The sequence below is a fragment of the Alcanivorax sp. 1008 genome (assembly GCF_020667895.1).
In the GTDB taxonomy this organism is placed as follows: domain Bacteria; phylum Pseudomonadota; class Gammaproteobacteria; order Pseudomonadales; family Alcanivoracaceae; genus PGZG01.
Genome location: NZ_JAFMPS010000012.1, coordinates 39,341 through 65,924, shown reverse-complemented (window position 1 = coordinate 65,924; position 26,584 = coordinate 39,341). Strand labels below are relative to the sequence as shown.

General features: G+C 57.0%; 25 protein-coding genes. 7 read left to right on the top strand and 18 right to left on the bottom strand.

Translation table 11 applies throughout. From position 1 onward, the window contains the following. Positions 1 to 39 precede the first annotated feature (39 nt). The 12 genes from J1C54_RS12835 to J1C54_RS12780 form a co-directional block, all read right to left on the bottom strand. A complete protein-coding gene (locus J1C54_RS12835; RefSeq protein ID WP_229148489.1) occupies positions 40 to 387 on the bottom strand; it encodes a PilZ domain-containing protein in 348 nt (115 codons plus the stop codon). A gap of 33 nt (positions 388 to 420) precedes the next feature. Then, positions 421 to 1,425: a DNA polymerase III subunit delta' gene (locus J1C54_RS12830; protein WP_229148487.1), complete on the bottom strand. Its 1,005-nt coding sequence runs from the start codon at positions 1,423 to 1,425 to the stop codon at positions 421 to 423. Further along, positions 1,422 to 2,057 (bottom strand): dTMP kinase, encoded by a 636-nt coding sequence (gene tmk, locus J1C54_RS12825; protein WP_229148486.1) that lies wholly within the window; start codon positions 2,055 to 2,057, stop codon positions 1,422 to 1,424. The genes J1C54_RS12830 and tmk overlap by 4 nt, the downstream gene beginning before the upstream one ends. Further along, positions 2,057 to 3,118 (bottom strand): endolytic transglycosylase MltG, encoded by a 1,062-nt coding sequence (gene mltG / locus J1C54_RS12820; RefSeq protein ID WP_229148485.1) that lies wholly within the window; start codon positions 3,116 to 3,118, stop codon positions 2,057 to 2,059. Before mltG ends, tmk begins: the two co-directional genes overlap by 1 nt. Before the next feature lie 3 nt (positions 3,119 to 3,121). Continuing rightward, entirely contained in the window at positions 3,122 to 3,946 is an 825-nt protein-coding gene (gene pabC / locus J1C54_RS12815; RefSeq protein ID WP_229148482.1) for an aminodeoxychorismate lyase, read from the bottom strand. Continuing rightward, complete coding sequence (fabF, locus tag J1C54_RS12810; protein WP_229148479.1) at positions 3,946 to 5,178, bottom strand: beta-ketoacyl-ACP synthase II; 1,233 nt, start codon at positions 5,176 to 5,178, stop codon at positions 3,946 to 3,948. The genes pabC and fabF overlap by 1 nt, the downstream gene beginning before the upstream one ends. 139 nt (positions 5,179 to 5,317) lie before the next feature. Further along, positions 5,318 to 5,551 carry an acyl carrier protein gene (gene acpP / locus J1C54_RS12805; protein ID WP_229148477.1) on the bottom strand — a complete coding sequence of 78 codons (234 nt, stop codon included), beginning with the start codon at positions 5,549 to 5,551 and terminating at the stop codon, positions 5,318 to 5,320. Between the two features lie 163 nt (positions 5,552 to 5,714). After that, positions 5,715 to 6,458 (bottom strand): 3-oxoacyl-ACP reductase FabG, encoded by a 744-nt coding sequence (gene fabG, locus J1C54_RS12800; protein WP_229148476.1) that lies wholly within the window; start codon positions 6,456 to 6,458, stop codon positions 5,715 to 5,717. Continuing rightward, on the bottom strand, positions 6,458 to 7,387 hold the full coding sequence (gene fabD / locus J1C54_RS12795) for an ACP S-malonyltransferase (protein ID WP_229148475.1): 930 nt from the start codon (positions 7,385 to 7,387) through the stop codon (positions 6,458 to 6,460). The genes fabG and fabD overlap by 1 nt, the downstream gene beginning before the upstream one ends. Next, entirely contained in the window at positions 7,380 to 8,417 is a 1,038-nt protein-coding gene (gene plsX / locus J1C54_RS12790; protein WP_229148473.1) for a phosphate acyltransferase PlsX, read from the bottom strand. The genes fabD and plsX overlap by 8 nt, the downstream gene beginning before the upstream one ends. Before the next feature lie 141 nt (positions 8,418 to 8,558). Beyond that, positions 8,559 to 8,756, bottom strand: a complete 198-nt coding sequence (gene rpmF, locus J1C54_RS12785; protein WP_229148470.1) for a 50S ribosomal protein L32 — start codon at positions 8,754 to 8,756, stop codon at positions 8,559 to 8,561. Positions 8,757 to 8,768: 12 nt separating this feature from the next. Further along, positions 8,769 to 9,287, bottom strand: coding sequence for a YceD family protein (locus J1C54_RS12780; RefSeq protein WP_229148467.1), 519 nt, complete (start codon positions 9,285 to 9,287; stop codon positions 8,769 to 8,771). 118 nt (positions 9,288 to 9,405) lie between these two features. Between J1C54_RS12780 and J1C54_RS12775 the strand changes: the two genes are divergently transcribed. Further along, a complete protein-coding gene (locus tag J1C54_RS12775) occupies positions 9,406 to 9,999 on the top strand; it encodes a nucleoside triphosphate pyrophosphatase (protein ID WP_229148464.1) in 594 nt (197 codons plus the stop codon). A gap of 9 nt (positions 10,000 to 10,008) precedes the next feature. On the opposite strand, the gene sppA is transcribed toward J1C54_RS12775, so the two are convergent. From sppA to J1C54_RS12760, 3 genes are read right to left on the bottom strand one after another with little or no spacing between them, the layout of a single operon-like run. Continuing rightward, on the bottom strand, positions 10,009 to 10,971 hold the full coding sequence (gene sppA, locus J1C54_RS12770; protein ID WP_229148463.1) for a signal peptide peptidase SppA: 963 nt from the start codon (positions 10,969 to 10,971) through the stop codon (positions 10,009 to 10,011). Position 10,972: 1 nt separating this feature from the next. Further along, positions 10,973 to 11,629: an HAD family hydrolase gene (locus tag J1C54_RS12765; RefSeq protein ID WP_229148462.1), complete on the bottom strand. Its 657-nt coding sequence runs from the start codon at positions 11,627 to 11,629 to the stop codon at positions 10,973 to 10,975. After that, positions 11,626 to 12,582 (bottom strand): RluA family pseudouridine synthase, encoded by a 957-nt coding sequence (locus tag J1C54_RS12760; RefSeq protein ID WP_229148461.1) that lies wholly within the window; start codon positions 12,580 to 12,582, stop codon positions 11,626 to 11,628. Before J1C54_RS12760 ends, J1C54_RS12765 begins: the two co-directional genes overlap by 4 nt. Positions 12,583 to 13,211: 629 nt before the next feature. Between J1C54_RS12760 and rne the strand changes: the two genes are divergently transcribed. Then, entirely contained in the window at positions 13,212 to 15,914 is a 2,703-nt protein-coding gene (gene rne / locus J1C54_RS12755; RefSeq protein WP_229148459.1) for a ribonuclease E, read from the top strand. Between the two features lie 49 nt (positions 15,915 to 15,963). Here the strand turns inward: rne and J1C54_RS12750 are convergent, their stop codons facing one another. Both J1C54_RS12750 and J1C54_RS12745 read right to left on the bottom strand, forming a co-directional pair. Further along, the gene (locus J1C54_RS12750) at positions 15,964 to 17,040 is read right to left on the bottom strand and encodes a hypothetical protein (protein WP_229148455.1); all 1,077 of its coding nucleotides are present in this window, start codon (positions 17,038 to 17,040) and stop codon (positions 15,964 to 15,966) included. Positions 17,041 to 17,118: 78 nt separating this feature from the next. Further along, positions 17,119 to 18,300: a CaiB/BaiF CoA-transferase family protein gene (locus J1C54_RS12745; protein ID WP_229148453.1), complete on the bottom strand. Its 1,182-nt coding sequence runs from the start codon at positions 18,298 to 18,300 to the stop codon at positions 17,119 to 17,121. 122 nt (positions 18,301 to 18,422) lie between these two features. On the opposite strand from J1C54_RS12745, the gene J1C54_RS12740 reads away from it, so the two are divergent. The 3 genes from J1C54_RS12740 to J1C54_RS12730 all read left to right on the top strand — a co-directional run bounded on the left by J1C54_RS12740 (position 18,423) and on the right by J1C54_RS12730 (position 22,821). After that, positions 18,423 to 19,313, top strand: coding sequence for an acyltransferase (locus J1C54_RS12740; protein ID WP_229148449.1), 891 nt, complete (start codon positions 18,423 to 18,425; stop codon positions 19,311 to 19,313). Next, a complete protein-coding gene (locus tag J1C54_RS12735; protein ID WP_229148446.1) occupies positions 19,253 to 20,191 on the top strand; it encodes a DUF4124 domain-containing protein in 939 nt (312 codons plus the stop codon). Before J1C54_RS12740 ends, J1C54_RS12735 begins: the two co-directional genes overlap by 61 nt. Before the next feature lie 65 nt (positions 20,192 to 20,256). Beyond that, on the top strand, positions 20,257 to 22,821 hold the full coding sequence (locus J1C54_RS12730) for a DUF349 domain-containing protein (protein ID WP_229148443.1): 2,565 nt from the start codon (positions 20,257 to 20,259) through the stop codon (positions 22,819 to 22,821). Between the two features lie 38 nt (positions 22,822 to 22,859). On the opposite strand, the gene J1C54_RS12725 is transcribed toward J1C54_RS12730, so the two are convergent. After that, complete coding sequence (locus J1C54_RS12725) at positions 22,860 to 23,471, bottom strand: arylesterase (RefSeq protein WP_229148441.1); 612 nt, start codon at positions 23,469 to 23,471, stop codon at positions 22,860 to 22,862. On the opposite strand from J1C54_RS12725, the gene J1C54_RS12720 reads away from it, so the two are divergent. Beyond that, positions 23,470 to 24,159, top strand: coding sequence for an ABC transporter ATP-binding protein (locus J1C54_RS12720; RefSeq protein ID WP_229148439.1), 690 nt, complete (start codon positions 23,470 to 23,472; stop codon positions 24,157 to 24,159). The genes J1C54_RS12725 and J1C54_RS12720 overlap by 2 nt on opposite strands. Then, the gene (locus tag J1C54_RS12715) at positions 24,156 to 26,582 is read left to right on the top strand and encodes an ABC transporter permease (protein ID WP_229148436.1); all 2,427 of its coding nucleotides are present in this window, start codon (positions 24,156 to 24,158) and stop codon (positions 26,580 to 26,582) included. Before J1C54_RS12720 ends, J1C54_RS12715 begins: the two co-directional genes overlap by 4 nt. The last annotated feature ends 2 nt before the right edge of the window (positions 26,583 to 26,584 follow it).

Genomic DNA, 26,584 nt, shown 5'->3' with positions numbered 1-26,584 from the left:
GGGCGCTGGTTAAACTCCGTCATCCTTGCACAGGACGATTTACATGGTATGGGTCGGGCGATCCGACTCCAACGAACCCGCCAGATAATTTTCGATTGTCTTGCGAGCCGTGTCGTCCTGATCGGAGAACTGCACTCCGACACCGGCGCTACGGTTGCCCTGGGCACCCTTCGGGGTAATCCAGATCACCTTCCCGGCCACCGGAATTTTCTCTGCCTCATCCATCAGATTAAGCAGCAGAAATACCTCATCGCCAAGTTTGTAATCCTTCGCGGTGGGAATAAACAGGCCTCCATGGCGGATAAATGGCATGTAGGCAGCATACAGAACCGCCTTGTCCTTGATTGTCAGGGAGAGGATTCCGCCCCCACCGCCGGGCATTTTCATTATTTTTTACTCCGGTACGAAACATGTCGCAGATTAGAAGGCGGCTGCCATGGCGTCAACTCCGACAGCCAGCAGTAACAGGCGCTCCATCAGCAAAGCGGGATTCGGATTGGCACTGGATTGCAACAGCTGGCGTGCACGTTGGACCTCAGCTGCGAGCTGCAAAAGGCGGCGATCGCTCAGCCTTTGCCGCAGTCTATTCATTACCGGCGCCAGCTTATCGTCCGCCTGCTGGCCACGCAGCGCCGCCGCCAGCCAGCCGTGCAAGGCCTCCAGCAGGGGCAGTGGCTCATGCTTAAGAAGCGTCTGAGCAGCGATACTGACCGGAGTTCTGCCCTCCAGTACGGCAACAAACTGCCCTAGCAGAGTGTCACGCTGAGCAAACCACTCCACCTGCTCAAGCTGCAGTGCTTTCAGTGGCGCCCCCCCAGCTGCGGCAAGTAACGCCCGGGCCTGACTTTCATCGCCAGTCTGCTCAGCCAACCAGGCCTGGGCAGTGGGCTGATCCGGCACACCAAGCTGACGCTGCTGGCAGCGACTACGCACAGTGGGCAGCAATCGGCTAGGCTGATCGCACAACAACAGCAAAAAGGCACCGCTGCCCGGCTCCTCCAAGGTCTTGAGCAAGGCATTCTGGGCATTTCGGTTCATTGACTCAGCCGGCCAAAGCAGGGCCACTCGACGGCCACCGTACTGCGCGGTCTTGGAGAAAAAGTCCACCAGATCACGAACCTGATCGACCTTGATAACCTTGCTTTTCTTCTCTTCATTGGGGACCAGCAGCGCCATATCCGGATGGCTGCCAGCGGCCACCAGGTGGCAGGACTGGCAATCACCACAGGCCAGTCCACCTTGCGGCTGCTGACACAACAGGGCCTCCAGAAAAGCCCGCGCCAAACGCTGTTTACCTATACCGGCAGGACCAGAAAGCACCAGTGCATGGGGCAGCCGCTGATCAACGGCCTGCTGCATCAGCTCGGCCAACAAATCACGGTGCCAGATACAGGGCACTTGCACGGTTGCTCGGCCAGCACTCATGGCTGACTCCATTGCTGCCAGCAGCGTGTCAAAGTGCCCAGCAGCTGTTCCTGTACCTGTTGCAGCGGCGCCGCTGCGTTCAGCACTTGAAAACGTTGCGGCTCCGCCTCGGCACGCTGCAAATAGGTATCACGGATGCGCTGAAAAAAGGCCATGTCCTCCTGCTCAATACGGTCCAGGTCACCACGCCGGCCAGCCCGCGCCAGCCCCACTTCCACGGGCACATCAAACAGCAGCGTCAGGTCAGGCTTCAGACCACCCAGCACCAACTCTTCCAGGGCAGAGATACGCTGCATGGACAAGCCGCGACCGCCCCCTTGATAGGCGTAGCTGGCATCGACAAAACGATCCGAGAGCACCCAGGCACCGCGCTGCAGGGCCGGTTCAATTAATGCGCCCACATGCTGGGCGCGGGCAGCGAACATCAGCAACAGCTCCGTGTCCGCTTGCATGATTTCGTCACGTGGGGCCAACAGCAGGTTGCGGATATCCTCCGCCAGCGGCGTACCACCAGGCTCTCGAGTCACCACTACCTCAGCGCCATGGTCACGCAGGAAACGGGCAACCAGCTGCACATTGCTCGACTTGCCGGCGCCCTCGCCCCCTTCAAAGGTAATGAATCGTCCGCGCATCAAGGTGTGTTTCCTGCCGGTGCCGGGGAGGACCGATAATCCTCTCGACGGCGTAGCTGGAATTCGCGCACCGCCCGATTGTGTTCTTCCAGAGTGCGAGAGAAAACATGGGAGCCATCCCCACGGGCAACAAAAAACAACGCCTGAGTCTGCGCCGGCGCCACCGCTGCGCGAATAGCATCAGCTCCGGGCATGGCTATCGGCGTTGGCGGCAGCCCCTTGATGACGTAGGTATTCCAAGGGGTGGGCTCACGCAGATCGGCACTGCGGATACGCCCGTTATAGCGCTCGCCCATACCGTATATCACGGTCGGGTCTGTCTGCAGACGCATACCTCTCCGCAGCCTCTCAACGAAGACCCCGGCAATCTCACCACGCTCTGAAGGCACGCCGGTTTCCTTTTCGATAATGGAGGCCATGATCAGCACATCGTAGGCGTCACTGTAGGGCAGGTTCGCCGCTCTACTACTCCAAGCGTCGTTAACAAGAGTCTGCTGACGCTCAAACGCCCGACGCAATAAATCCAGATCACTGTCATTACTGGTGTAGTGCCAGGTATCCGGAGCAAACCAGCCCTCAGGGCTTTCCCCGGGCAACCCCAGAGCGGCCATCAAAGCATTGTCATCCATTCCCTCAAGCGTCTGGCGCAGGCTGGGAGCGGTCGTCAACGCAGCACGTAACTCACGCATATTCCAGCCTTCAATCAGGGTAAAGCTACGCTGCACAACATCCCCCCTCTCAATGCGTAGCAGCAGCTGGAGCAGCGTGTCACCAGGCTTGAGCGCATACTCGCCAACCTGAATGCGCTGGGAAATATCGGTAAAAAGGTCATACAGACGGGCGCCAAGCCGGCGGCGCTTGGCTTCGCCAGGGTCTCCAAGCAAGCCTTCACGGGCAAACTTGCGCAGCACTCCATTCAAACTACTGCCGGGCGCAATGCTGACAACCTGTTCCTGCTCAACTTGTAGCGGCCGATGTACATGGCCAGCCAGCCAGAACAGCGTGCCAACGGCAGTAAATGCCACCAGCAAAGCCAGCAATCCCACATATTTCGCGCGCAATTGTTAGCTCCCTGTAAATAATTCACTGACCCGCAGTTGCATGGCACGGGTGACATCCCCGACGGGCCAGCTGCAAAGTGCCAGTTTACGGACCGGCAGGATTCCAGCAACACTATTGCAGGCAAACAATTCATCGGCCTGCTCTAGTTGCGACAGGGTTCCAGCGCTGACCTGCACCGCAAGCCCCAGAGCAGGCGCCAAAGTATCCAGCACATAACCACGCATCACCCCGTCAACACCAGCTTGGCTGAGCGCTGGCGTCCACAGACTAGCGCCAAAGCGGGCAAACAGGTTCATCGCGGTCAGCTCCAGAGGCTCATCAGAGCCTCCCAGCAGAAGTCCATCATGCCAGCCGGCGGCATCCACCTGGCGACGGGCCAGCACCTGCTCCAGACGATTCAGATGCTTGATGCCGGCCAGCACTGGCTGTGAGGCAAGACGGATATCACAGACGCCCAATGTCAGGCCATCGCGATAGCGATCCTCTGCGGGCAAAACAAGTGGATGACGCCGGCACAGCAGGGTTGGAGACGGCTCCGCAGGGGCACTGTAACCTCGACCGCCAACCCCGCGGGTGAGGGTGATTTTGACCACCGCATCGCCACCCAGGGCACACTGAAGAGCGATTTGCTCTTCCAGTAGCTCAGTAGGCAATGGAATGCCAAGACGGGCGGCGCCGCTTGCCAACCTCTCGCGGTGACGCGGCCACAGCGGCATCTGGCCAGACGCCATACGCACGGTTTCAAACAGCCCGTCACCATAGGCAAGGCCACGATCTTCACTGCTGACCAGCGCGGCTGCCTCAGACTCTGCAGTCAACTCAGACATCAGATCTGGCGAAATACCAGTGAACCATTGGTACCGCCAAAGCCAAACGAGTTTGACAGCACCACCTTCAGGTCACGCTGTTGCGCCTGATGGGCAACGAAATCCAGGTCACAGCCGTCATCCGGGTTGTCCAGATTGATGGTCGGCGGCGCCACCTGATCACGCAGGGCGAGGATGCTGATAATTGCCTCCACCGCGCCTGCCGCACCAAGCAGGTGGCCGATCATTGACTTGGTCGAGCTGATTGCCAGCCGATGCGCATGATCACCAAACACCGATTTAACCGCCGTCGCCTCAGCCAGATCACCGGCCTTGGTGGAGGTGCCATGTGCGTTGATATAGCCGATTTGTTCTGCCGCAACCCCGGCGCTGGTTAACGCATTGCGCATCGCCATGGCAGCGCCCGAGCCATCTTCCGGGGGCGAAGTCATGTGATAAGCATCACCGCTCATTCCGAAGCCAATCAACTCAGCATAGATATGCGCTCCGCGAGCCTTGGCATGCTCATACTCTTCCAGCACAACCATGCCTGCACCGTCGGAAAGGACAAAACCATCACGATCACGGTCCCAGGGACGTGAAGCTGCCTGCGGATCATCATTGCGGGTAGACAGCGCACGAGCGGCGGCGAAGCCCCCCATGCCCAGTTCGCAGGACGCCTTTTCCGCACCACCGGCGATCATCACGTCAGCTGTGCCAAGCTGAATCTGCTGAGCGGCAAAACCGATATTGTGAGTTCCGGAGGTGCAGGCAGTAACAATAGCGATATTGGGGCCACGCAGGCCATACATAATGGAAAGATTGCCAGCCAGCATATTGATAATTGAGCCGGGGACAAAAAACGGTGAGATCTTGCGTGGTCCACCATCAAGCATTTTACGGTGGTTTTCCTCGATACCGGTCAGCCCTCCAATACCTGAACCAATTGCCACACCAATACGACCACCATTTTTCTCGGTCACTTCAATACCGCTATCACGGATCGCCTGAATCGCTGCCACCATGCCATGCTGGATAAAAACATCCATCTTGCGGGCGTCCTTGAGGGGCAGATACTCCTCCAGAGCAAACTCCGGCACTATGCCAGCAAAGCGAGTTGAAAATGCCGATGTATCGAAATGCTCTATGCTGCGAATGCCGCTCTTACCGGCGACCAGGCCCTGCCAGGATGACGCCACATCCACTCCCAGCGGCGTTAGCATCCCCATACCCGTTACCACCACACGACGCATATCTAACTCCATGGCCTTCACGACCGACAAAAAGACTGCCTATTGCAAGCCGTTATTGTTGCAATATTTTTACCGGGATATAAAACGAAAAAGCCGCAAGCCCTGAAGAGCCTGCGGCTTTTTCATATCACCGGATCAATCAGCTGTGCGACTTAACGTAGTCGATGGCTGCCTGGACGGTGTTGATCTTTTCGGCTTCCTCGTCCGGGATCTCGGTTTCGAATTCCTCTTCGAGAGCCATCACCAGCTCAACGGTATCCAGAGAATCGGCACCCAGGTCCTCTACGAAAGAGGCTTCCGGCTTGATGTCTTCCGGCTTGACCCCCAGTTGCTCAACAATAATCTTGGTTACCCGTTCTTCGATGCTGCTCATGATGAGTGTTCTCTCCTGTTATCGGTGACTGTGCACCTCAGGCGGCTATTCTAGGTGAACGCTTCCAGCCCATGCAAGCCGCGATCCCAGTTAGCGCCGAGGTTCCTGTTACTGCATATTACTTCACAAAATCAACCAGATAACGCACCAATAGGATGCATTATCAGCCAGTGAACATACCGCCATTGACATGAATTGTAGTGCCAGTGACATATCCGCCACCGTCACTGGCCAACCAGGCCACTGCGCTGGCTATCTCTTCCGGGCTGCCAAGGCGGCCCAGAGGGATCTGTGACAGTAGCGCTTCACGCTGCGCTTCCGGCAAATGATCAGTCATATCGGTCTGGATAAATCCTGGCGCGACGCTGTTTACAGTAATGTTGCGCGAGCCAATTTCCCGGGCCAGAGCACGAGTAAAGCCTTCCACTCCACCTTTGGCCGCAGCGTAGTTTGCCTGACCCGGGTTACCCATAACACCCACCACAGAGCTGATATTGATAATTCTGCCCCAGCGCGCCTTGGTCATGCCCTTCAAAGTGCCCTTACAAACCCGGAACAGGGAGTTGAGATTGGTATTAATCACCGCATCCCACTCGTCATCCTTCATCCGGAGCATGATGTTGTCACGGGTAATACCGGCATTGTTAACCAGCACCAGTGGCGCACCAAACTTCCCATTAATCTCTGCCAGTGCGCTCTCTACCGAGCCTGCATCGCCAACGTCCAGTACTACAGCGCCGCCTTGGTAGCCGCTTTCCTGCAAGAACGCTGCAATACTGTCAGCTCCTGCCTGTGAGGTGGCTGTGCCAACCACGGTAAAGCCATCTGCTGCCAACCGCGCTGCAATAGCGCGACCAATCCCACGGCTAGCGCCGGTAACCAGAGCAATCTTAGCCTGTTCTGTCATCATGCTTCTCCCAGTGCCCGATTGAAGGCGTCTGCATTTTCCAATGCGAAGACCGTCATTTCCTTGTCAATGCGCTTCACCAGACCGGACAGCACTTTTCCAGGGCCGCATTCATAGGCATGAGCCACGCCTTCTGCTCTGAGCTTCTGAACCGTTTCCACCCAGCGCACCGGCGAGTACAACTGGCGCACCAGTGCATCACGAATCTGTGACGAATCGGTTGCGACAGCCACATCAACATTATTTATTACTGGTAACTCGGCCGCATGCAGCACCATGCCAGCAAGCACCTCGGCCAGCTGCTCGGCTGCCGGCTTCATAAGCGCGCAGTGCGAAGGCACACTAACAGGCAGGGCCATGGCGCGCTTGGCACCGGCATCCTTGCAAGCTGCAATGCCTCGCTCCACTGCCGCAGCACTACCGGCTATCACCACCTGACCAGGCGCATTAAGGTTCACAGCTTCAACCACATCACCCTGAGCAGCGACGGCGCAAGCAGCACGAACCTGATCATCGTCAAGACCAAGAATGGCCGCCATAGCTCCAGTACCCGCCGGCACCGCCTGCTGCATAAATTGACCACGTTTTTCAACCAGACGGACGCCATCGCCAAGATTGAACACGCCAGCACAAACCAGTGCGGTGTACTCACCCAAACTATGCCCGGCAAGAAAGTCCGGGCGCGCGGCACCGCGCTGTTGCCACAAGCGCCACAACGCAACGCCACTGGCGAGCAGGGCTGGCTGGGTTTTATCAGTACTGTTGAGCGTTTCTGCAGGACCACTTTGAATCAGATCCCAAAGATCATAACCCAGCGCTCCTGACGCCTCCTGAAAAGTCTGCCGAACCATGGTTTCAGCACCAAGATCGGCCAACATGGCGACCGACTGGGAACCTTGACCGGGAAAAATAAAGGCAGTTTTACTCATCAGACTCTCCTGCATTTACCAGCGGCGACTGGGCCAGCCCGGCACCAATAAGTGCCGGCACGTTACGATCTGCTTCATGCACAGCAACCTGTAGCGCGCTGAGAAAACCATTAATGTCAGCACCGCCATGACTCTTCACCACGATACCGTTAAGCCCTACCAGACTGGCCCCGTTATAGCGCTGCGGGTCGAGGCGCTGCTTCAAGCCGCGCAATACTGGCAAGGCCATCAAACCAGAAAATTTATTTAACCAGGACTGAGAGATCTCCTCACGAATCATATGACTGATCATGGAGGCAACACCCTCCATGGTTTTCAATGCCACGTTACCAACAAAACCATCGCTGACAACGACATCCACATCGCCCTGAAAAATGCCGTTACCCTCAACAAAGCCCACGTAATTCAGCTGCGGGTGGGCCTCCAGCAGCCGGGCGGCATCTTTGATCTGCTCGTTACCCTTGATGTCCTCTTCGCCGATATTGAGCAAAGCGACACGCGGGTTTTCAATTCGATCCACAGCACGTACCAGAGCGCTGCCCATAATGGCGAACTGCAGCAGATGCTGTGGTTCGGAGTCCACGTTGGCACCGAGATCCAGCATATGACACTGGCCCTTACGAGTTGGAATAGGCGCACAGATAGCCGGCCTTTCAATGCCCGGCAAAGTTTTCAGAACGAATCGGGAAATGGCCATCAAAGCGCCTGTATTACCAGCGCTCACTGCGGCCTGTGCACGGCCATCTCGAACCTGATTAATTGCCAAACGCATGGAAGATTGTTTTTTATTGCGCAACGCCACAGCCACCGGATCATCCATGGTGACCACTTCTGCCGCAGCAATGAACTCAACACGAGGATGTGCGGCAAGACCCGCCGCCGCCAGAGCCTGCCGGCCGGGCTCATCCAACGCCACAAGAATAATGTGAACGGACTGATTGGCAGCAAGCAGCTTTGCGATCGCCGGCACAGTCACCGACAAGCCCGCATCACCCCCCATGCCATCTACGGCAAGCGTCACCTGCGACATAGTTTCCCCGGATATTCTTGTTGCTCAGAACGGCCGGCACTATGCCGGATTCTGATTTATTTTTCCGCTTCCGCTTTGTAAGAAAACGCAATCACACAAATAAAAACGGGAGCCGTAGCTCCCGTTTTTATTGATTCAGGATTACTCCTGATCGTCGTCGATTTCGACTGCCTGAGTGATCACCTGACGACCGCGGTAGTAGCCATCCGGGGTGATATGGTGACGGCGATGAACCTCACCAGTGTTGCTGTCGACGCTCAGGGTCGGCTTGCTCAGCGCATCGTGGGAACGACGCATGCCGCGCTTGGATCGAGTGGTATGTGCCTGTTGAACTGCCATGGTGCGCTCCTGTTAATCGTCCCGGTTCTTAAGCTGAGCCAGAACTGCAAAGGGGTTATCCCGTTTAGACTCTACCGCTGCCGCCGGCTCTGCAGACTTGTGCAGCACCACCGGACATTGTTCATGCATGGCCACCAGCGGCAGCGCCAGCAATAACTCTTCTTCGAGCAACTCGGAGAGCGTGATTCTCTCATCGGTTACCAGCCAAGGATCCAGATGCTCAGGCAGAGCCTTGATCTGCTCCTCGTCATATACCATCACCAGTGCAACATTGGCCTGAACGGCTGTCTGCACCAGCTCCAGACAACGCTGACAGGTAAGCTGCAGACGGGTTTTTACCGTGCCTGTAACTTGCTGCCGGCGCTCTTCGTCACGGCCAAAGCGAAGCGCCACCTCGACGATTTCATCCTGACTGTCGCGAAACTCCGCCAGTCTGGGCAACCGTGATACGGTGGTCTGACCCTTGATTTCAGCTTCCTGATCGGCCAGTTTGCGCGGCTCAAGAAACGACGGAAGTTGCCCGGAATTCATAGGCGCGCAATTCTAGTGATGCGCCGCCCCCCTGTCAAAGCCAATTTGCCAGCTTAACTGCTTGAGTGAAAAGCCTTTTTGACGGGACAATCGCCACCCCTGACTACGGAGCCCGGACATGAGCCAAGAACACCCACCACTGGTACTGGCCTCCTCCTCTCCCTTTCGCCGCGAGCTGCTGGGACGTCTTGGGCTGCAGTTCCTGTGTGACAGCCCCGATATTGACGAAAGCCGCCAGCCTGGCGAGCCCGCCGAGGAGCTGGTTCAACGTCTGGCACTGGAAAAAGCCCGTGCCGTGGCCGCGCGCCACCCCGCAGCGCTGATAATTGGCTCGGACCAGGTGGCGGTGCTGGAAGACGGCAGTATTGTTGGCAAACCAGGCAGTGCCGACCGGGCCGTCGAGCAACTTCGGCAGGCCAGCGGCAGCAGCGTCACTTTTCTCACAGGACTCTGCCTGTACAACAGCGCCAGCGATCAGTACCAGCTGTGCTGTGAACCCTTCAAGGTTCACTTCCGCCAGCTCAGCAGTGAAGCGATCAATTCATATATCAACAAGGAACAGCCGCTCAATTGTGCCGGCAGCTTCAAGTCGGAAGGGCTTGGCATCACCCTGTTTCGTCGATTGGAGGGGGATGACCCGAATGCTCTCATCGGCCTGCCTCTGATCCGACTGACCGACATGCTGGCCGGGGAAGGCGTCGCCCTCCCCTGAGCCAACCTTTCAACGCACGGTCATACCACCCAGGGCGTTGGCCATGCTCTGACCGATACTGGTGCCTAGCCGCCCCAGCAAATCATCCAGCGGGTGCCGGCGTGGCGTATAATCGACCATCTCATGAACACCAATAACATCCCGCGACACCTGCCCCGGGCTGCCAAGACCATCGATCAGACCAAGCTCAAGGGCGCGCTCGCCGGTCCAGAACAGGCCTGAGAAAATTTCGCTATCACGACCCTGGGTCAGACGCTCACCGCGACCCTGCTTGACTGCATCGATAAACTGACCATGAATCTCGTCAAGCATGTTCTGTACATGCTTCTGTTGCTCAGCTTGCACTGGCGCAAAAGGATCCAATAATGCCTTGTTGTTGCCGGCAATCATTACTCGCCGCTCAACACCCAGCTTGTCGATCGCCTCGGTAAACCCAAAGCCTGCCATGATCACGCCAATGGAACCGACAATACTGGCCTGGTCTGCATAGATGTAGTCAGCAGCGGCGGCAATGTAATAGGCCCCGGAGGCACCTATGTCCACAATCACCGCATATACCGGCTTGTTCGGGTGTTTGTCGCGCAAGCGCATAATCTCCCGATAAACATAGGCCGACTGAACCGGTGAACCACCAGGGCTATTGATTCGCAACAGCACTGCTTTGCTGTCATTCGCCTCAAAGGCTTCGCGCAAACCGGTGACGATCATGTCTGCACTGGCATCAGCGCCATCGGCGATCACCCCGGATACATCCACTACACCGACATGCTCGCCACTAACCGGCGTTGGCATGCCCATGCGTCCTGGCATCAGCAGGAACAACAACAGGAATAGATAGGCAAACGTTACCACCCGAAAAAAAATCGTCCAGCGGCGCTGCTTGCGGCTCTCGTCATGTACCGATAGCAGCAGTTTTTCCAGCAGTTTCCACTCGCGATCGGACTGTGGCCGACCTCCCTGATTCAGATCCATATCAGGTCATCTCCGACATTTTAAGAAGCGGCAGGATACCGCGAATATCATCCAACACCATACGCGGTGAATATTGCGCCAGCAGCTCACGGGGGTGGGCTCCCCAGGTCATCGCTACGGATTCGACTCCGGCGTTGTTGGCCATTTCCAGATCAAAACTGGTATCGCCCACCACCAGCGCCTGGTGGGGGGCTTTGTTCAACTGCGCCAATAGCTCGTTAACCATAGCCGGATGTGGCTTGGAACGAGACTCATCAGCACAGCGGGAGGCAGCAAAATAGCCGCCCAAGTCGCTACCCCGCCAAACCCGGTCCAGCCCCTTGCGACTCTTGCCGGTGGCCACCGCCATGGTGACCCCACTATCGCTCAGCTCATCAAGCAGCTCACGCACTCCGGGAAACAGCCGACTGGGCACCGCCTCAGCAGCGATAAAATGACGGGCATAATGCTGGCGCATCTGTTCCGCATCATCGCTGTCGATTCCCGGATACAGAGTACGTATCGCCTCCGGCAGGCCCAGACCGATAATCGAGCGAGCGTGCTCAGTGGCCAGCGCAGGCAGACCTGTATCATCGGCCGCCAGACACAGGCACTCAACAATCCGGCCTGTGGAGTCCATCAAGGTGCCATCCCAGTCGAAGATGACCAGCTGCTTCATGCCACCTTTTCCTTTTTCAGTACGCTCAGGGCGTGTTCAAACGCATCGTCCAGCGGGGCTTCCAGTGACAACTGGGCGCCAGTTTCCGGGTGGCGCAGCTTTAAGGTGCGCGCATGCAGGCACAGCCGCTGGATTCCCATTTTCTTGAGTCGTTCATTAACCGCTGGATCACCGTATTTACTATCACCCAACAGCGGAAAGCCACCGTACTGGGCATGAACACGAATCTGATGGGTGCGCCCGGTTCCCAGAGTTGCCTCCACCAGCTGGGTATCGGCAAGCCGTTCAACAATACGAAACTCGGTATCAGAGGCTTTACCCTCCCGTGACACCCGCACGATGCGCTCATTATTACTGCTGGTGAGCTTGAGCAATGGCGCATTGATGCTGCGGCTCTGACCTTTAAAACCACGGCATATCAGCCAGTAGCGCTTTTCCATACCGCCACCTTGCATCAGCTTTTGCAGGCGGCGCAGGAAGCTGCGCTTGCGCGCCACCATGATCAGGCCGGATGTATCCCGGTCAAGGCGGTGCACCAGCTCAAGCTGATCTTCTTTGGGGCGCAGTGCGCGCAAGGTTTCAATCAGGCCAAGACTGATGCCACTGCCACCGTGAACGGCAAGGCCAGCGGGCTTGTTGTAGACCAGCAGCCAGTCATCCTCATAGACCAGCCCGCGAGTCAGGCGCTCGGCCAGACCCGCACCCACCGCCGGAGCAACGGTGGCCTCGGCGGTACGAACCGGCGGGATACGGACTTCATCACCTTCTTCGAGGCGAGTGGTCTGGGACGCCCGCTTTTTATTCACCCGCACCTGCCCATCGCGGATGATTCGATAGATGCGAGACTTGGGGACACCCTTGAGGTGACCGATGAGGAAGTTATCCAGCCGTTGGCCGACGCGGTCCTCGCCGATGGTGACAAAGGTGACTTTTGCGGGGGTAGGTTCTGACATGGCGGCGATTCTAGCGAGTGTTATCCGGGTTTGCTTGGGAATTTCTACGGCACAATCCGGACAGTGACCCTGACAACCGGCAGGGCTGAGCTATCTCATTGATCAACCGGCAGTTTCACTGTTACACTCGGCCGTCGGCTCCGCCCGCCCTCCGGTGACGCGCTGCGAACATTCACCGGATGCTGAACATGAGCATGGCCATAAGTGGAGCCGACAGAACAGCAAGCCCATGGATCTTTTATTGGTCCGGCCCGCAGGCTGGCTATGTATACCGGCGCTGCCAGAGTGTTTACCTGGCAGCAAAAACATAACCGGTGGCCTGCAGAGAGATTACGCCGCAAAGCGTGGCGACAGACACATACGGTATCAACAACGCCGATTTATGGGCGCCGGAATAGAAAACGGCCCCGGAAGATGACAGTTTTGTGAGGCGAGCCCAACAGGCACGCAATAACAGAACCCGGCCATGAAGCCGCAATGAAAAAGAGGTTCGATCAGGGAAAATGATCAAGACGTGACCAAACTGCCGGTTATCGCCGGCCGTCACGTGTTGCATTGACCAATTCGGCCGGTCTGTCCCGCCCTAGCGGGCCTGTCTGCATGCCATCACAAGAATGTGATGAGCAAACATGAAACGCATGTTAATCAATGCAACCCACGCCGAAGAGGTTCGGGTTGCCCTTGTCGATGGCCAGAAGCTATACGATCTGGATATTGAGCACCGCACCCGCGAACAGAAAAAAGCCAACATCTATAAAGGCAAGATCACCCGCGTCGAACCCTCCCTGGAAGCTGCTTTTGTCGATTTCGGCGCTGAACGTCACGGCTTTCTTCCTCTTAAAGAAATTTCCCGGGAGTACTTCCAGAAAGACAACAAGGACTCCGGTGGCAGGATCAACATCAAGGATGTGATCCGTGAAGGCATGGAGGTGATCGTTCAGGTCGACAAGGAGGAGCGTGGCAACAAGGGCGCAGCCCTGTCCACCTTCATCAGTCTGGCAGGCCGCTATCTGGTACTGATGCCCAACAACCCGCGCGCCGGAGGCATCTCTCGCCGCATTGAGGGCGAAGAACGTCAGGAACTGAAGGATGCTCTCAACTCCCTGAAACTACCTGACGAGATGGGTGTTATTGTCCGCACTGCCGGCCTTGGCCGCAGCGCTGAAGAGCTACAGTGGGATCTCGACTTCCTCCTCAAGTTGTGGAGCAAGATCGACGAGGCCTCCAAAGGCCGTCAGGCGCCATTTCTGATCCATCAGGAATCAAATGCCATTATCCGTGCCATCCGCGACTATCTGCGTAAGGATATTGGCGAAGTGCTGATCGACTCGCCAGAGACCTACGAGGAAGCTCAGGGTTTTGTCACTCAGGTGATGGCTGACTTCCAGCACAAGATCAAACAGTACAAGGATGAAATCCCGCTGTTCTCTCGCTACCAGATCGAGTCGCAGATCGAGTCAGCGTTTCAGCGTGAAGTTAAGCTGCCATCCGGTGGGTCCATCGTGATCGACCCGACAGAGGCATTGGTTTCCATCGACATCAACTCGTCCCGCGCCACCAAGGGTGCCGATATTGAGGAAACCGCCCTTAACACCAATCTGGAAGCGGCGGATGAAATCGCCCGCCAGCTGCGACTGCGCGATATCGGTGGCTTGATCGTGGTCGACTTCATCGATATGGGGCCACAGCGCAACCAGCGTGAAGTAGAAAACCGGCTGCGTGAAGCTCTGGAGGCCGACCGCGCCCGGGTGCAAATTGGTCGAATTTCCCGTTTTGGCCTAATGGAGCTGTCACGTCAGCGCCTGCGTCCGTCGCTGGGTGAGACCTCATCCATCGTTTGCCCCCGCTGTAACGGCCAGGGCCATATCCGTGACGTCAAATCATTGGCGCTATCGGTGCTGCGGCTGATCGAAGAAGAAGTGATGAAAGAGCGTACCGGCGAGATTCAGGCCCAGGTGCCGGTGCCGGTGGGCACCTACATGCTGAATGAAAAACGCCAGCAGTTGCGCGATCTGGAAAGCCGCTACAAAACGCGAATTCTGATTATTCCGAATCCGAATCTTGATACCCCGCACTTTGAAGTGCAGCGCATTCGCGATGATCAAGTCAGTGATGGCCTGATAAGTCACGAAGTAAACCTGCTGGAAAGCAACGACCCTTCGCAGGAGCCAGTAACCGAAGCGGAAATCAAGATCCAGCAGCCTGCAGTCAAGCTGGTAGCCCCTGACACCGTCGCCCCAGCGCCCCGCCCGGAAGCGGCAGCGCCGGCTGCTGCGGCCACGGCTGCTCATCTTGGCTTCTTTGCACGCCTGGTGGCTTGGCTGAAGGCCATGTTTGCTGAAGCGCCTGCTAGCAAACCCACTCCGCCACCGGCACCAAGCCGTCCACCGCGCAATGACAATAACAACCGCAATCGCAACCGCAGTAACCGCGGTCGCCGTGGAGAGCCGCGTGATGGCCGGGTGCAGCAGAACGCTCGCGGTGATCGCCCTGAGAAAGCCGATCGCACTGATAACCGCGCTCCGCGTGGCGACCGTCAGGAGCGTTCAGAACGCCCCGAGCGTACTGAACGCCCTGAGCGTGCTGAACGCACCGATAATCGTCAGCGTGGCGATCGCCCTGAGCGAGCGCCCAAGCAGGAACGCGCTCCGCGTCCAGAGCGTCAGGAGCGGACTGAGCGCCGGCCGGAAAAAGTCTCCGAGGAAGTAACAGAAAACCCTGCCGCCATGGGCGCAGAAGCCGAGCGTCGTAAAGATGTTCGAGATGATCGCCCGCGCCGCGAGCGCCATCGTCCACGCCGCAAGGAGCGCGAACAGGGAAAAACCCGCACTGATGATGAAGTTGTTGCCAGCGACACACCTGCAGCTGTAAGCGAAGCAGCCGCCGTTGCAGCTGTAGCTGTTGAATCGACGACTACTCCAGCAGAGGCCGCCAGCCCGAAGCAAACTGAAACGCCGACTGCCAGCGTAGAGCCGGCGGCAGTTGTTTCACCAGCCGAGACAGACGTTGCCGCGCCGCAATCTAACGCAACCCCTGAAGTCGTTGCGGAGGAGTCTACGCAAGCGACAGAAACCACGGTGGAAGAACAGGCAAAAGACCATATGCCAGCTGCTGAAACGCAGCCGGCTGCCGAACCCGAGCCCGCTCAAGCAGCTGTCGCTGAGCCAGTACCGGTACAGGTTGAAAAGCCAGCCGAGCCAGCCAATCCGCCAGCATCACCGGCAGTAGCCAGCACCGGCAGGGCTAGCAATGACCCGCGTATTCTGCGCCGCCAGCAACAGGCTGAAGCAGCTGCCAAGGCAGCTGCTGAGCAGGGAAGCAGCGAGTCTTGATTCAGGCTGTTAAGGCATAACAAAAAGCCCCGCCATGCGGGGCTTTTTGTTAATTAAGCGGCTCATATACGCCGAACTGTGTTTCGAGACGCAGCACCACACCGTTAACCTCACTGTAATCATCAACACGCGGCCAGAAAACAAATGGTTCGATCTCAAAGAAAAGCCATCGACGAAAGAAGTTGCGCCGGTAACGCAGACTGGTTCGCCAGACATCCACATTAGTTGAAAGATCGCTAAAACCCTGAGCCGACACACTGTACTGCAGCGCAGTGCGCGCATTCAGACGCAAATACAGCACTGCTGCCTGACTTAAATCCCAACCCAGCTCGCGCTCCTGCAGATCTTCGTTATGCTCCGCCTCAGTGGTCAGCCTAAGTGCGGTGCGTGTTGTCAGCGGTCGTGCAAACTCAAAACGGGACTCAGTACCCAAGCCGGTACCATCGATCCAGTACACCGTTTCGGTAAAGCGAAAATCCCACCTATCTCCCGGCAACGGCAAGCGCAGTCGATAGCGCCCCCGAGTGAAAGTCTTGAACTCGGATCGGACACCTACCTCCAGATCAATGGAATCCCTTTCTCTTTGCCTGGCAGCCCAGTTCAACGCCGCACGAAAAGTATTATCTTCGTTATCACCAACCTGCTCTGGCCTGGTGTCCGCAGTGGTCGCGAAGTCATCATCGGGATCATCATCGTTACGGAATGTCAGGCTCAGACGATTAGACAGGTTAGGCAAATTGACACTGGCACGAACACGCACCTCATCGCCCATATCTCCATCATCTTGCCAACGATGCGCACCAATCACTCGGACCAGCGTGGTCGCCGGCTCATCAAGCAGACTATCCGGGCTGGCGAAGAAACGATCGAACCAGTCAACGGACCAGCACACTCCGCGAGACATGGCCTGATGTGTTCGATCATAAAGAGGAACATCATCGCCAGGCAGTGGCTGACCACACACATCGGCAATACCTGTCTCTAGCGATTGGACAGGTTGCGGCTCTGCCAGCGCAACATCCACGGGCTCCGCTGGCTCCGCTGGCTCCGCAAAAGCCGGCGGCAACGCCGCAGCACTTACTAGCAGACAAATGAAAGCAATAACCGGAGAAGGACTTCTTACCATTGCCCAAGCATAAGCCAGCAGCACAGTAACCGGAAACGGTATCCGTCCCGCCGGCCAGCGACCGACGGGATCAGACTATCAGGCAATGGCACCAGACTTGCGTAGTTCGGCGATCTGCTCAGCCGTGAAGCCGTGGCCAGCCAATACTTCATCGGTGTGCGAACCCAGCCGTGTGCCAACATATCGATACTCAGGCTTACTGCGCGAAAATTTGAATGGCGACGCCACCTGGCGCTGGCTGGCACCAGAGGCAGTGGGCACATCAACCAGCATTTCTCTGGCCACCAGCTGCGGATGCTGACACGCCTCACTAAATGACAGGACCGGCTCAGTGCAGCAATCCAGCGCAGCGAATATCTGCTCCCATTCGGCGAAGCTCTTTTGCTTCATCGCCTCAGCAATGCCCGCTTTCACCTCGGCAACGATCTCCGGCAGCATGGCCAGACCGCGGCCAGCAAGATCCGGGCGACCAATCGCCTGGCAGAACTGACTGAAAAACTGGGGCTCAATGCCGCCGACGGAAAACCAGCGGCCGTCGGAAGTTTCATAGCAATCATAGAACGAGCCTCCGTTGAGCTGGGTCCCCTCAAGCTGGGGATCTTCCCCGCCAATCAGCGCACCGGGGGCCGTCAGAGCATGCAAGCTAAATGCTGCATCTGTCATGGAAATATCGATGTACTGCCCCTCTCCACTATGCTGTCGCTCGATTACCGCAGCCAAAATGGCCATCACCGCATGGCATGAACCACCCGCCACATCAGCTACCTGGAAGGCCATAGGCGCCGGACCAGAGTCACGACGCCCGTTGTAGCCTGTCATTCCCGCAATCGACAAGTAGTTCATGTCATGACCGGCACGGTTACGATAGGGACCATCCTGACCATAGCCCGTGATTGAGCAGTAGATTAGGCGCGGATTGATTTCCCGCAGCTGCTCATAGCCAACCCCAAGCTTAGCCATGACCCCCGGACGAAATTGCTCCACCACAATGTCGTAGTCCTTGATAAGCTCATGCACGACCTGAACCCCGGCAGGCTTCTTCAGATCCACAGCCAGCGAGCGTTTTGAGCGATTCAGGTAGCCGTGGACCGCAGAGACGCCCTCATCCATGGGTGGCAGCATACGCACCATGTCAGGCCGCCCCGGCGATTCGAGGCGCAGCACATCAGCACCAAGATCAGCCAGAATCAGGGTGCCAAACGGCCCCGGCAGCAGTGCACTGAAATCCAGAACCTTGAGGGTGGACAATGGGCCGGCCATGCTATGCTCTCCAGAAAATGACACAGAATGCCGGCAGCTTAGTCGCCTGAGTCAGAGACACCAATGACAGGGATGCTCAAAATCATTGATCTGGATGTACAACAACGGAGCGCACTCAACCTATGAACCTGTTCCACAAGATTCGCGGCAGCCTGGCTCTGGTCGCCATGTTCTTCAATACACTGATCTGTATGGTGCCTTTGTATTTGTTGGTGGTGATGAAGCTGCTTCTCAAAGGCGACAAGGCTCAGGTGGCGCTTTCCCATGGGCTGGTGCGGATTGCCGAGTTCTGGATCACGATCAACAATCTGATCATCGCCCTGTTCAGCCAGATCCACTGGCAGGTAGAGGGCATGGATAATTTAACCAAGCAGCAGTGGTACTTCGTTATCAGCAACCACCAATCCTGGGCCGACATTCTGACACTGCAGCGCATCTTCAACCGGCGCATTCCCATGCTCAAGTTTTTCCTCAAGCAGGAGTTGCGCAAAGTACCCATGCTTGGCGATGCCTGGTGGGCGCTGGACTTCCCCTTTATGAAGCGCCACAGCCGTGAAGAAATCGAGAAAAACCCTGAGCTCAAAGGCACTGATCTGGCCACTACCCGGGCCGCTTGCGAAAAGTTCGCCATGTTCCCGACATCAGTAATGAACTTTGTTGAAGGCACTCGCTTTACCACACACAAGCACGACCAGCAGCAATCCCCCTATCAGTATCTGCTCAAACCAAAAGCCGGCGGTGCGGCCTTCACTCTTGGCGCAATGTCCGGTCATCTACGCACCCTGCTGGATGTGACTATCATCTACCCCAACGATGTGCCGCGTACTCTGCTGGCATTTCTGGGCGGCGCTCAGAGAAATATTCAAGTGATTGTCCAGCAGCATCCGATACCGGACTGGGCATCTCAGGGGGACTACGAAAACGATCCCGTTTTCCGGGAACGCTTCCAACAATGGATGGCAAAACTGTGGGCCGACAAAGATGCCTTGCTAGCCTCGCGACGTGCTGCCTGATATTGCTCGCCGCTGAGGCGGCTGGCAGCGGCATCTATCAGTGGCGCGACGCTACCGGCCGACTACACTTTGGTGACCGTCCTCCGCAAAGCACCACCACGGAGGATCTGTCACAACGCTACGACTATAGCCTGCCATTTTCTGTTGTGATCGATGGCACTGGCTACAGCGTACCCCCTCCCCTGCGCGACAAGTTATCCATGTCCGTGGTGAAGATTTTTTCAATTTATCAGCAAGCGCTGGGCATGGAGTATTCGGATAGCGCTGAATTTCGCATCATGATCTATGGTGACGAAGCGGAGTTCAGAACCTACCAGCGGCGGGTTGCTCCGGTACTCGAGAACGCCGCCGGCTTCTACAACAGTGCTAGCAACCAGATCACCACCTGGGCTATCCCAAACGAAAGGGCCCTGATCAAACTGATCATTCACGAATGTTCTCATGCAATTTCCGCCCGCAATGATCACGCCATTCCCAGCTGGCTTAATGAGGGGCTGGCTGAATATTTCGAGAATCTGCAAGTCCATGGATTGAGCGCCGACATCCCGCTTGACCGCCACTGGCTGCAAACTCTGCAAGAGCGCCGTATCAACGAGCGGCCCGGCCACCTTGCTGCAACCATCAATGCACCATACAAACAGTGGTACGCCGCCAACGGCCCCGACAACCTGTCCTATGCCACCAGCTGGTCGTTAGTCTGGTATCTGATGGACTCTGCCGAAGGGCGTCAACTGATCAACAGGCTATTGACTACGCCACATCCGGATGCAGACTTCAGCCGAGAACTAATAGATCAACAGTGGAGTGGCGGCTTTAGCGCACTGGAGCAAAGCTGGCAGCAGTGGCTAAAAAATGCACAGGGCAAACACCGCTACTGATTCTCCTCTCACCCCGTTATCATCAGGCGCACTTCCATCGCCAGACGTTTCTTTGAGGGCATTGCATGTTCAGTCGTTTTTTCAAACCCCGCTGGCAGCACACCGACGCCAAGGTGCGCGAACAGGCCGTTACCACGCTGGACCCGGATAGCGAAAGCGACAGGAGCACACTCGCCATATTAGCCCGAGGTGACTCCAGCGCCGCAGTAAGAGCGGCAGCCAGTGCTCAGCTAATTGACCTGACCGTGCTGGATCATGTTGTCCGCAATGATAAAGAGCAAAGTGTGCGCGACAGCGCCAATCAACGAATTGAGGCTCTGCTAGCAGGCACGGCAAAGCCTGGCCTTGCCGATGCCCAGCGCCTGCAGATTATTGGCTCAACAGATAATCAGGCGCTTCTTGCTGCAGTGGCTCATACCGCCAAGGACAGTGCCAGCCGCCTGACCGCCGCCAGCCGCATTGATGATGAATCGCTGCTAATGCAACTGGCTCTGCAAGGAGCAGATGCCGAACTACGCATAAGCGTTGCCGGGCGACTACAGGATCCTGAAAACCTGCGCCGCCTGACACGGGATGGACGTGACAAAAAAGTGATTCAACTGGCTCGGGAAAGGCTCAAGTTTTATCAGCAGCAACAACAGGAATATCAGCAACATGCACAGCGCGGAGAGGAACTGATAGAGCTACTACTGAGCCATAGCAAGCGGCCATATGACAACCTGTACGCTGCCCGCCTGCAACAACTTCAGCATAGCTGGGAGGAAATTTTCCACCACCTTGAGGAGCCCGCCAAAACTCATGGCGCAGCGCTAATCCGGCAATGTCAGCAACATGTCGATGAATGGCAGCAGCAGCAGCAAAAGCAGCAGGCCGAAGATAACGCCCGGCTGGAACTGAAAGCCGCGATCAATACCTTACAAGACTCATTGCAGGCTCTTCATGAAGCCACTGAGTGGCCCGCATCGAACAGCCTGGCAGCAATATTGGCCAGCCAACAACGGCGCTGGCAGGAAGCCACTGACATCAGCTCCGCTGACCCATCTCAAGAGCAGCATTATCTTGAGCTGGTGGCGAGCTGGAAGTCCCTCATTGACCACTGGCGACTACTTGATCAGCAAAACCCCGAATCGCTTTGGCCAGAAAATATTCCTGTTCCACCTGAACTTCGCAAAAAGCCGGTAGAACAGGAAGAACCTAATGAGCCTCAGCCAACGGCGTCTGCAAACGGGAAAAAATCCGCCAACGAAGTGGATCGTACAATTGGCGTACTACACAATGCTCTTCGCCAGCGGCAGCTAAAATTTGCCAACCGTTTATGGCATAAGCTGGAGCAGCTACAAGATGGTGTCAGCACCGCTCAGCGGGCACGCATGGAAAAACTGAAGCCGCAGCTTGATGAATTGCGCGATTGGCATGCTTTCGCAGCCGAGCCGAAAAAGCTGCAGCTATGTGAGCAGATGGAGCGGCTGGCCAAGATTGACATGGCCGCTCAGGAGAAGGCAGACAGCATTCAAATTCTGCAGGAGCAGTGGCGCGAGCTAATGTCCGCTGATCAACAAAGCGATCAGGCCCTATGGGACCGCTTTCGTGCAGCCGCTGACATGGCCTGGGAGCCGTGCCGCGAGCACTTTGCCGAGCAGGACCGTGAGCGTGCCGCCAATCTTGCTAAACGTGTCGCGCTGTGCGATCAACTTGAGCAGTATTTGGCCACCTTGAACCCGGAAAATGTCACCGACTGGTCTGCAGTAGCGGAAATTCGTCGTGCCGCACCGCAGGAGTGGAAAAGTTATCACCCGGTACGATTTACCGATATTCGTGAAGTCAGCAAACGATTTTCAGACCTCCTCAAACGTTTTGACGATCTGCTCGACAATATTGCCAGCACGCACATTGCTGAACTGGAAAAGCTGATTGAGGAAGGTCAATCTTTGCTCAATAGCGACGATAGCCGTCAATCTGCCGAGCATTTCAAGAACTTGCAAAAGCGCTGGCAAAACGTTGGCTGGGTACCACTTAATAGCCAGCGCAAGCTATATAAGCGCTTCCGCACCTTGGCCGACCAGGTATTTGCCCGCCGTGAGGAGCAGTTTCAAGCACAGCGTGAGCAGGCATCCAGTGAGGCTGAAGCACTACGTTGCGAGTTACAGGCACTGCAGCACGCACTGAACCAAGCGAGCGACGATAATGCCATGAAACTCTTGGCTGACATGGTGGAGCGAATCAATACCCTGCCCTGCCCCAAACGAGAAGAAAAGTTGCAACAGCAACGTGAGTCACTCGTAAGCGACGCGCGCCAACGACGCCAGCGCTGGCCACAGTGGCAGCGTTGGTCGGCCTTGAAAGCCAGCATCGAAAACGCTCCTGTCTCCGAGGACCACACCAGCCAGCAGGAATTGGCGGTAGCGCTGGAGGTTATCGCCGGGCTGGAATCACCAGAACATGCTCGGGAACAACGCATGCAATGGCAGTTGCAACAGTTGTCCAGCGCTATGAAAAGCAGCAGTGGAACGCCGACCATTGAGCGTTGTCGAGAAATACTCGAGCAATCTGCAGCACTGGAACAAGGCCTTAGTGATGGTATTCGCCAACGTATCCTGAAGGTATGGGCAGCACTAGAGCCGAAACTGTGACTGCTGTTAAAAATGCTTTGCAGGGGCCGCAGACATCACTATTGGCAGTGTTTCTCCAGAGCGGCCTCAAGCAGGGGGCGCGCATTATTCAACAGGATCGGCTGCCCCTTCGCATTGGGATGAATGCCATCCTCCAGCATCAACCCGTCCACTGCGCCAACACCGTCGAGGAAGAACGGCAGCAGCGCCACAGACTCTGACTTAGCCACGCGAGTAAAAGCCTGATCAAACATCTGCCGATAGGCCTCACCGTAATTGGGTGGCAGGTACATGCCAAACAGCAATGGCTGGGCGCCCGCCTGCCGCGACAATCTAACCATGGTGCGCAGATTCCCCTCCATTGCCTGCGGTGACAATCCGCGTAGCCCATCATTGCCACCAAGTTCAATCACCACGATATCCGGCTCCACATCCCGCAAAATGGCGGGCAGCCTGGCTGCGCCACCGGCTGTGGTCTCGCCACTAACTGACGCATTACTCACCTTCAGGCCATCACACTTGGCTGCGTATTCGGCTTCGAACAGAGCCACCCAGCCCTGCTCCTTGTCAATACCATAGGCGGCACTGATACTGTCCCCAACTATCAGTACGGTGGCGGCGTAGCAGCTGCCTGCCCACCACAATCCGACAGCAACAAGAAGATTTCGCATGCAGGACTCCTCAATTCTCAGCGCCCACTCGATCAATAAGACTGTTTCAGGCCCGGAAGGTTTACTGACCCTGCTTGACGATATCACGCTCGACGTGAAAGCCGGGGAAACCGTTGCCATCACCGGACCCTCTGGCAGCGGCAAGTCTACCCTGCTGAGCCTGCTGGCTGGGCTGGACATACCAAGCGAGGGAGAGATTCTGCTTCAGGGCAAGGCCTTTAGCAGCCTGGATGAAGACCAGCGCGCAGCGCGACGGGGAGCCCTGTGCGGCTTTGTCTTTCAGTCTTTTCATCTGGTACAGGATCTCACTGCGCTGGAAAATGTGATGCTGCCACTGGAGCTGCAGGGCAAGTCAAACGCCGAGAAAGAAGCCCAGCGCTGGCTTCAGCAAGTTGGCCTTGAGGCACGCATGGGACATTTTCCCGGCCAGCTGTCTGGCGGAGAACAGCAACGGGTGGCGCTGGCGCGCGCCTTTGTCGTGCAACCGAAACTTTTGTTTGCTGATGAACCCACCGGCAGCCTCGATCATGCTAACGGCGAACGTATCGCAGACCTGCTGTTTGACATGAATCAAGCCACCGGAACCGCGCTGGTGCTGGTCACCCATGACCCGCAATTGGCCCGCCGCTGTGGCCGTCAGCTGCGCCTTGAAGCGGGCAGATTACGCAGCGACGGGGCTGCCGCATGAAAGACTGGCTGCGCATCATGGGCCGCCCCTGGCGTGATAGTGCTTTCCGAGTGTTGGCGTTGGCCCTGTTTGTTGCCTCACTGGCATTGACCACTGTACTGCTACTACGCGCCGAACTGGATACACGCTTCAGTGCACGGGGCGCGGAAATGCTCGGTGGAGATCTGGTGCTGGACAGCAGCCGGGCACCGGAGCCAGCACAACGCGAGATCATCGACCGCCATCCACATACCGAAATCATCAAATTCCAAAGCGTCGTTATCCACGAAAATAAGCTACTGCTGGTTAGCGCCAAGGCTGTGGATGAAAAATGGCCACTACTGGGGGAGATTGAACTAAGCAATTCACGCTTTGGCGGCGAGTTCAGCAAGCTACGCCACGGCCCAGCGGTGGGCGAAGTCTGGGTTGCTGACCAGCTACTTGATCGGCTTGAGCTAGCGATCGGTGATCAGCTGCAGCTCGGCCAGGCCAGCCTGACCATCAGCGCCATGATTCGCCGTGAACCAGATCAAGGTGGCGGTTTCTACAGCATGAACCCGCGCGTCCTGCTAAATCAGGCTGATCTGGACAGTACCGGTGTGGTTGGCCCCGGCTCAAGGATCAGTTACGACACCGCCATGCTCAGCGACCAGCCGAGGCAACTCAAGGAGCAACTGGCAGCCACCTTGCGCCCGGATCAGAACATAGAGGACGTTGAGTACCAGCTGGAACGCTCCATGGGTCCACTGAAACAACTAACCCTGTGGATCAGTCTGGGAGTGATGCTTATCACTTTGCTATGTGGCGCCGCTATTTACTTGACCACCGGCCTGCGGGTAAGCCGGCGGGCCACGTTAGCCGCCTTGCTGCGTACCTTTGGTGCGTCACGAGCAACCATCATTCGTCGTTTGCTGGGTCACGAACTGGCCGCCACTCTTCCTCTGGTTGTGGCCGGGGTGGCGCTCGGCACGCTTGTCACACTGCTTGCCAGACAGGCCCTTGGCTGGGATGGCTCACTGGCGGCGGGGCCACTGGAGTGGTCAATGGTACTGCTAGGGCCTTTAGCTCTGTTTGCGGCCTTCTCCTTGCCCCGGCTAAGCGCCCTGGTGCAGGTTCCGGCGGTGCAAGTATTGAACCCCCATGGCAGCCAGAACTTACGTCGCAGCGGTCTGGAGCTCGGCGCAGCACTGGTTGGCCCAATGGTAATTGCCGCGACACTCACTGGTTCCATCATGGACCTTGGTCTGATGCTGCTGCTGCTTGCAGGATTTGGTGTATTGCTGCCAGCGCTGCTGCTGCCTCTCTTACTTCTACTGGACAGACGCAGTCGCCACTGGTCTGTCACCAGCAGGCTGGCCATTAGACGACTGAGCAGACGCCGCACCACCACCTTGCCACTGATGGCCGCACTCACTCTAGCCATGGCGATCCTTACTCTGGCCGGACAGAGCGGCACTGGTTTGCTTCAGGAGTGGCAGCGCAAACTGCCGGTGAATGCGCCCAACCATTTTGTATTCAACCTGTTTAGCGCAGATCAGCCCGTATTGCGCGACTGGCTAGACCGCCATGAAGCTCGCGCTGAGCCAGTTTACCCCATAGTCCGTGGCCGCCTGACGCTGATTAATGACATACCTGTTCGCGATGCTGTGAGCAAAGAAAATGATCGCGCCGAGCGGGCATTGAATCGAGATCTGGCGTTGACCGAAGAACAGCAGCTGCCGCCCAGCAACCGCGTGCGCGATGGTGAGTGGCATGGCTCAAACCCGGATGAGGTCTCGGTAGAAGCAGAGCTGGCTGACGCCATGGGGCTCCAGCTTGGCGATAAACTTACCTTCGTAGGCAGCCGCGGTGAAATGCGAGCCACTGTCACCAGCATCCGTGAGGTGGACTGGGATAGTTTCGCGCCGAATTTTTATTTTATGTTTTCCCCCGGAGCCTTCGCCCAGCAAGACGCTACCTGGCTGACAAGTTTCTGGCTTCCCCAAGGTGACGGCCGCAGGGTGGCGGAACTGATGGGCGCTTTGCCTCACATTACCCTGCTTGATGTGAATGCCATTCTTGAGAGAGCCCAATCGATTGTTACCCAGGCCAGTCAGGCCACCTCTTTGCTGGCCGGCCTGCTGGTGGCGGCGGCACTACTCGTACTGTTGGCGGCATTACTTTCTACGGCCGCACAACGTCGCAGTGACCAGCAACTCCTGCGCGCACTGGGCGCCCGGCAGAGTCTGCTCAGAAAAGTGAACTGGCTGGAATTTATCCTGTTGGGACTGAGCGCGGCGTTGGGTGCCACACTGATTGTTTTAGCAGCCATTGTCCCGCTCGGGGTCATACTTTTTGCGGGCAGCCTGCCGTGGTCGCTATGGCAATTGCTGCCACTGGCGATGGGCTGTGCCATCGCCCTGCTCGGCGGTGTGGTAGGTCGCCGGGTTGCCGGCGGCCGCTAATT

Excerpts from the sequence above, each read along its gene's own strand:
- J1C54_RS12740 (WP_229148449.1), top strand. The coding sequence starts at position 18,423 with ATGAACCTGTTCCACAAGATTCGCGGCAGCCTGGCTCTGGTCGCCATG.
- rpmF (WP_229148470.1), bottom strand. The coding sequence starts at position 8,756 with ATGGCAGTTCAACAGGCACATACCACTCGATCCAAGCGCGGCATGCGT.
- fabD (WP_229148475.1), bottom strand. The coding sequence starts at position 7,387 with ATGAGTAAAACTGCCTTTATTTTTCCCGGTCAAGGTTCCCAGTCGGTC.
- J1C54_RS12775 (WP_229148464.1), top strand. The coding sequence starts at position 9,406 with ATGAGCCAAGAACACCCACCACTGGTACTGGCCTCCTCCTCTCCCTTT.
- rne (WP_229148459.1), top strand. The coding sequence starts at position 13,212 with ATGAAACGCATGTTAATCAATGCAACCCACGCCGAAGAGGTTCGGGTT.
- J1C54_RS12830 (WP_229148487.1), bottom strand. The coding sequence starts at position 1,425 with ATGAGTGCTGGCCGAGCAACCGTGCAAGTGCCCTGTATCTGGCACCGT.
- J1C54_RS12760 (WP_229148461.1), bottom strand. The coding sequence starts at position 12,582 with ATGTCAGAACCTACCCCCGCAAAAGTCACCTTTGTCACCATCGGCGAG.
- plsX (WP_229148473.1), bottom strand. The coding sequence starts at position 8,417 with ATGTCGCAGGTGACGCTTGCCGTAGATGGCATGGGGGGTGATGCGGGC.
- sppA (WP_229148463.1), bottom strand. The coding sequence starts at position 10,971 with ATGGATCTGAATCAGGGAGGTCGGCCACAGTCCGATCGCGAGTGGAAA.
- fabF (WP_229148479.1), bottom strand. The coding sequence starts at position 5,178 with ATGCGTCGTGTGGTGGTAACGGGTATGGGGATGCTAACGCCGCTGGGA.
- J1C54_RS12715 (WP_229148436.1), top strand. The coding sequence starts at position 24,156 with ATGAAAGACTGGCTGCGCATCATGGGCCGCCCCTGGCGTGATAGTGCT.
- tmk (WP_229148486.1), bottom strand. The coding sequence starts at position 2,057 with ATGCGCGGACGATTCATTACCTTTGAAGGGGGCGAGGGCGCCGGCAAG.
- J1C54_RS12725 (WP_229148441.1), bottom strand. The coding sequence starts at position 23,471 with ATGCGAAATCTTCTTGTTGCTGTCGGATTGTGGTGGGCAGGCAGCTGC.
- J1C54_RS12720 (WP_229148439.1), top strand. The coding sequence starts at position 23,470 with ATGCAGGACTCCTCAATTCTCAGCGCCCACTCGATCAATAAGACTGTT.
- J1C54_RS12745 (WP_229148453.1), bottom strand. The coding sequence starts at position 18,300 with ATGGCCGGCCCATTGTCCACCCTCAAGGTTCTGGATTTCAGTGCACTG.
- J1C54_RS12765 (WP_229148462.1), bottom strand. The coding sequence starts at position 11,629 with ATGAAGCAGCTGGTCATCTTCGACTGGGATGGCACCTTGATGGACTCC.
- J1C54_RS12735 (WP_229148446.1), top strand. The coding sequence starts at position 19,253 with ATGGATGGCAAAACTGTGGGCCGACAAAGATGCCTTGCTAGCCTCGCG.
- J1C54_RS12730 (WP_229148443.1), top strand. The coding sequence starts at position 20,257 with ATGTTCAGTCGTTTTTTCAAACCCCGCTGGCAGCACACCGACGCCAAG.
- acpP (WP_229148477.1), bottom strand. The coding sequence starts at position 5,551 with ATGAGCAGCATCGAAGAACGGGTAACCAAGATTATTGTTGAGCAACTG.
- fabG (WP_229148476.1), bottom strand. The coding sequence starts at position 6,458 with ATGACAGAACAGGCTAAGATTGCTCTGGTTACCGGCGCTAGCCGTGGG.
- J1C54_RS12835 (WP_229148489.1), bottom strand. The coding sequence starts at position 387 with ATGAAAATGCCCGGCGGTGGGGGCGGAATCCTCTCCCTGACAATCAAG.
- J1C54_RS12750 (WP_229148455.1), bottom strand. The coding sequence starts at position 17,040 with ATGGTAAGAAGTCCTTCTCCGGTTATTGCTTTCATTTGTCTGCTAGTA.
- J1C54_RS12780 (WP_229148467.1), bottom strand. The coding sequence starts at position 9,287 with ATGAATTCCGGGCAACTTCCGTCGTTTCTTGAGCCGCGCAAACTGGCC.
- pabC (WP_229148482.1), bottom strand. The coding sequence starts at position 3,946 with ATGTCTGAGTTGACTGCAGAGTCTGAGGCAGCCGCGCTGGTCAGCAGT.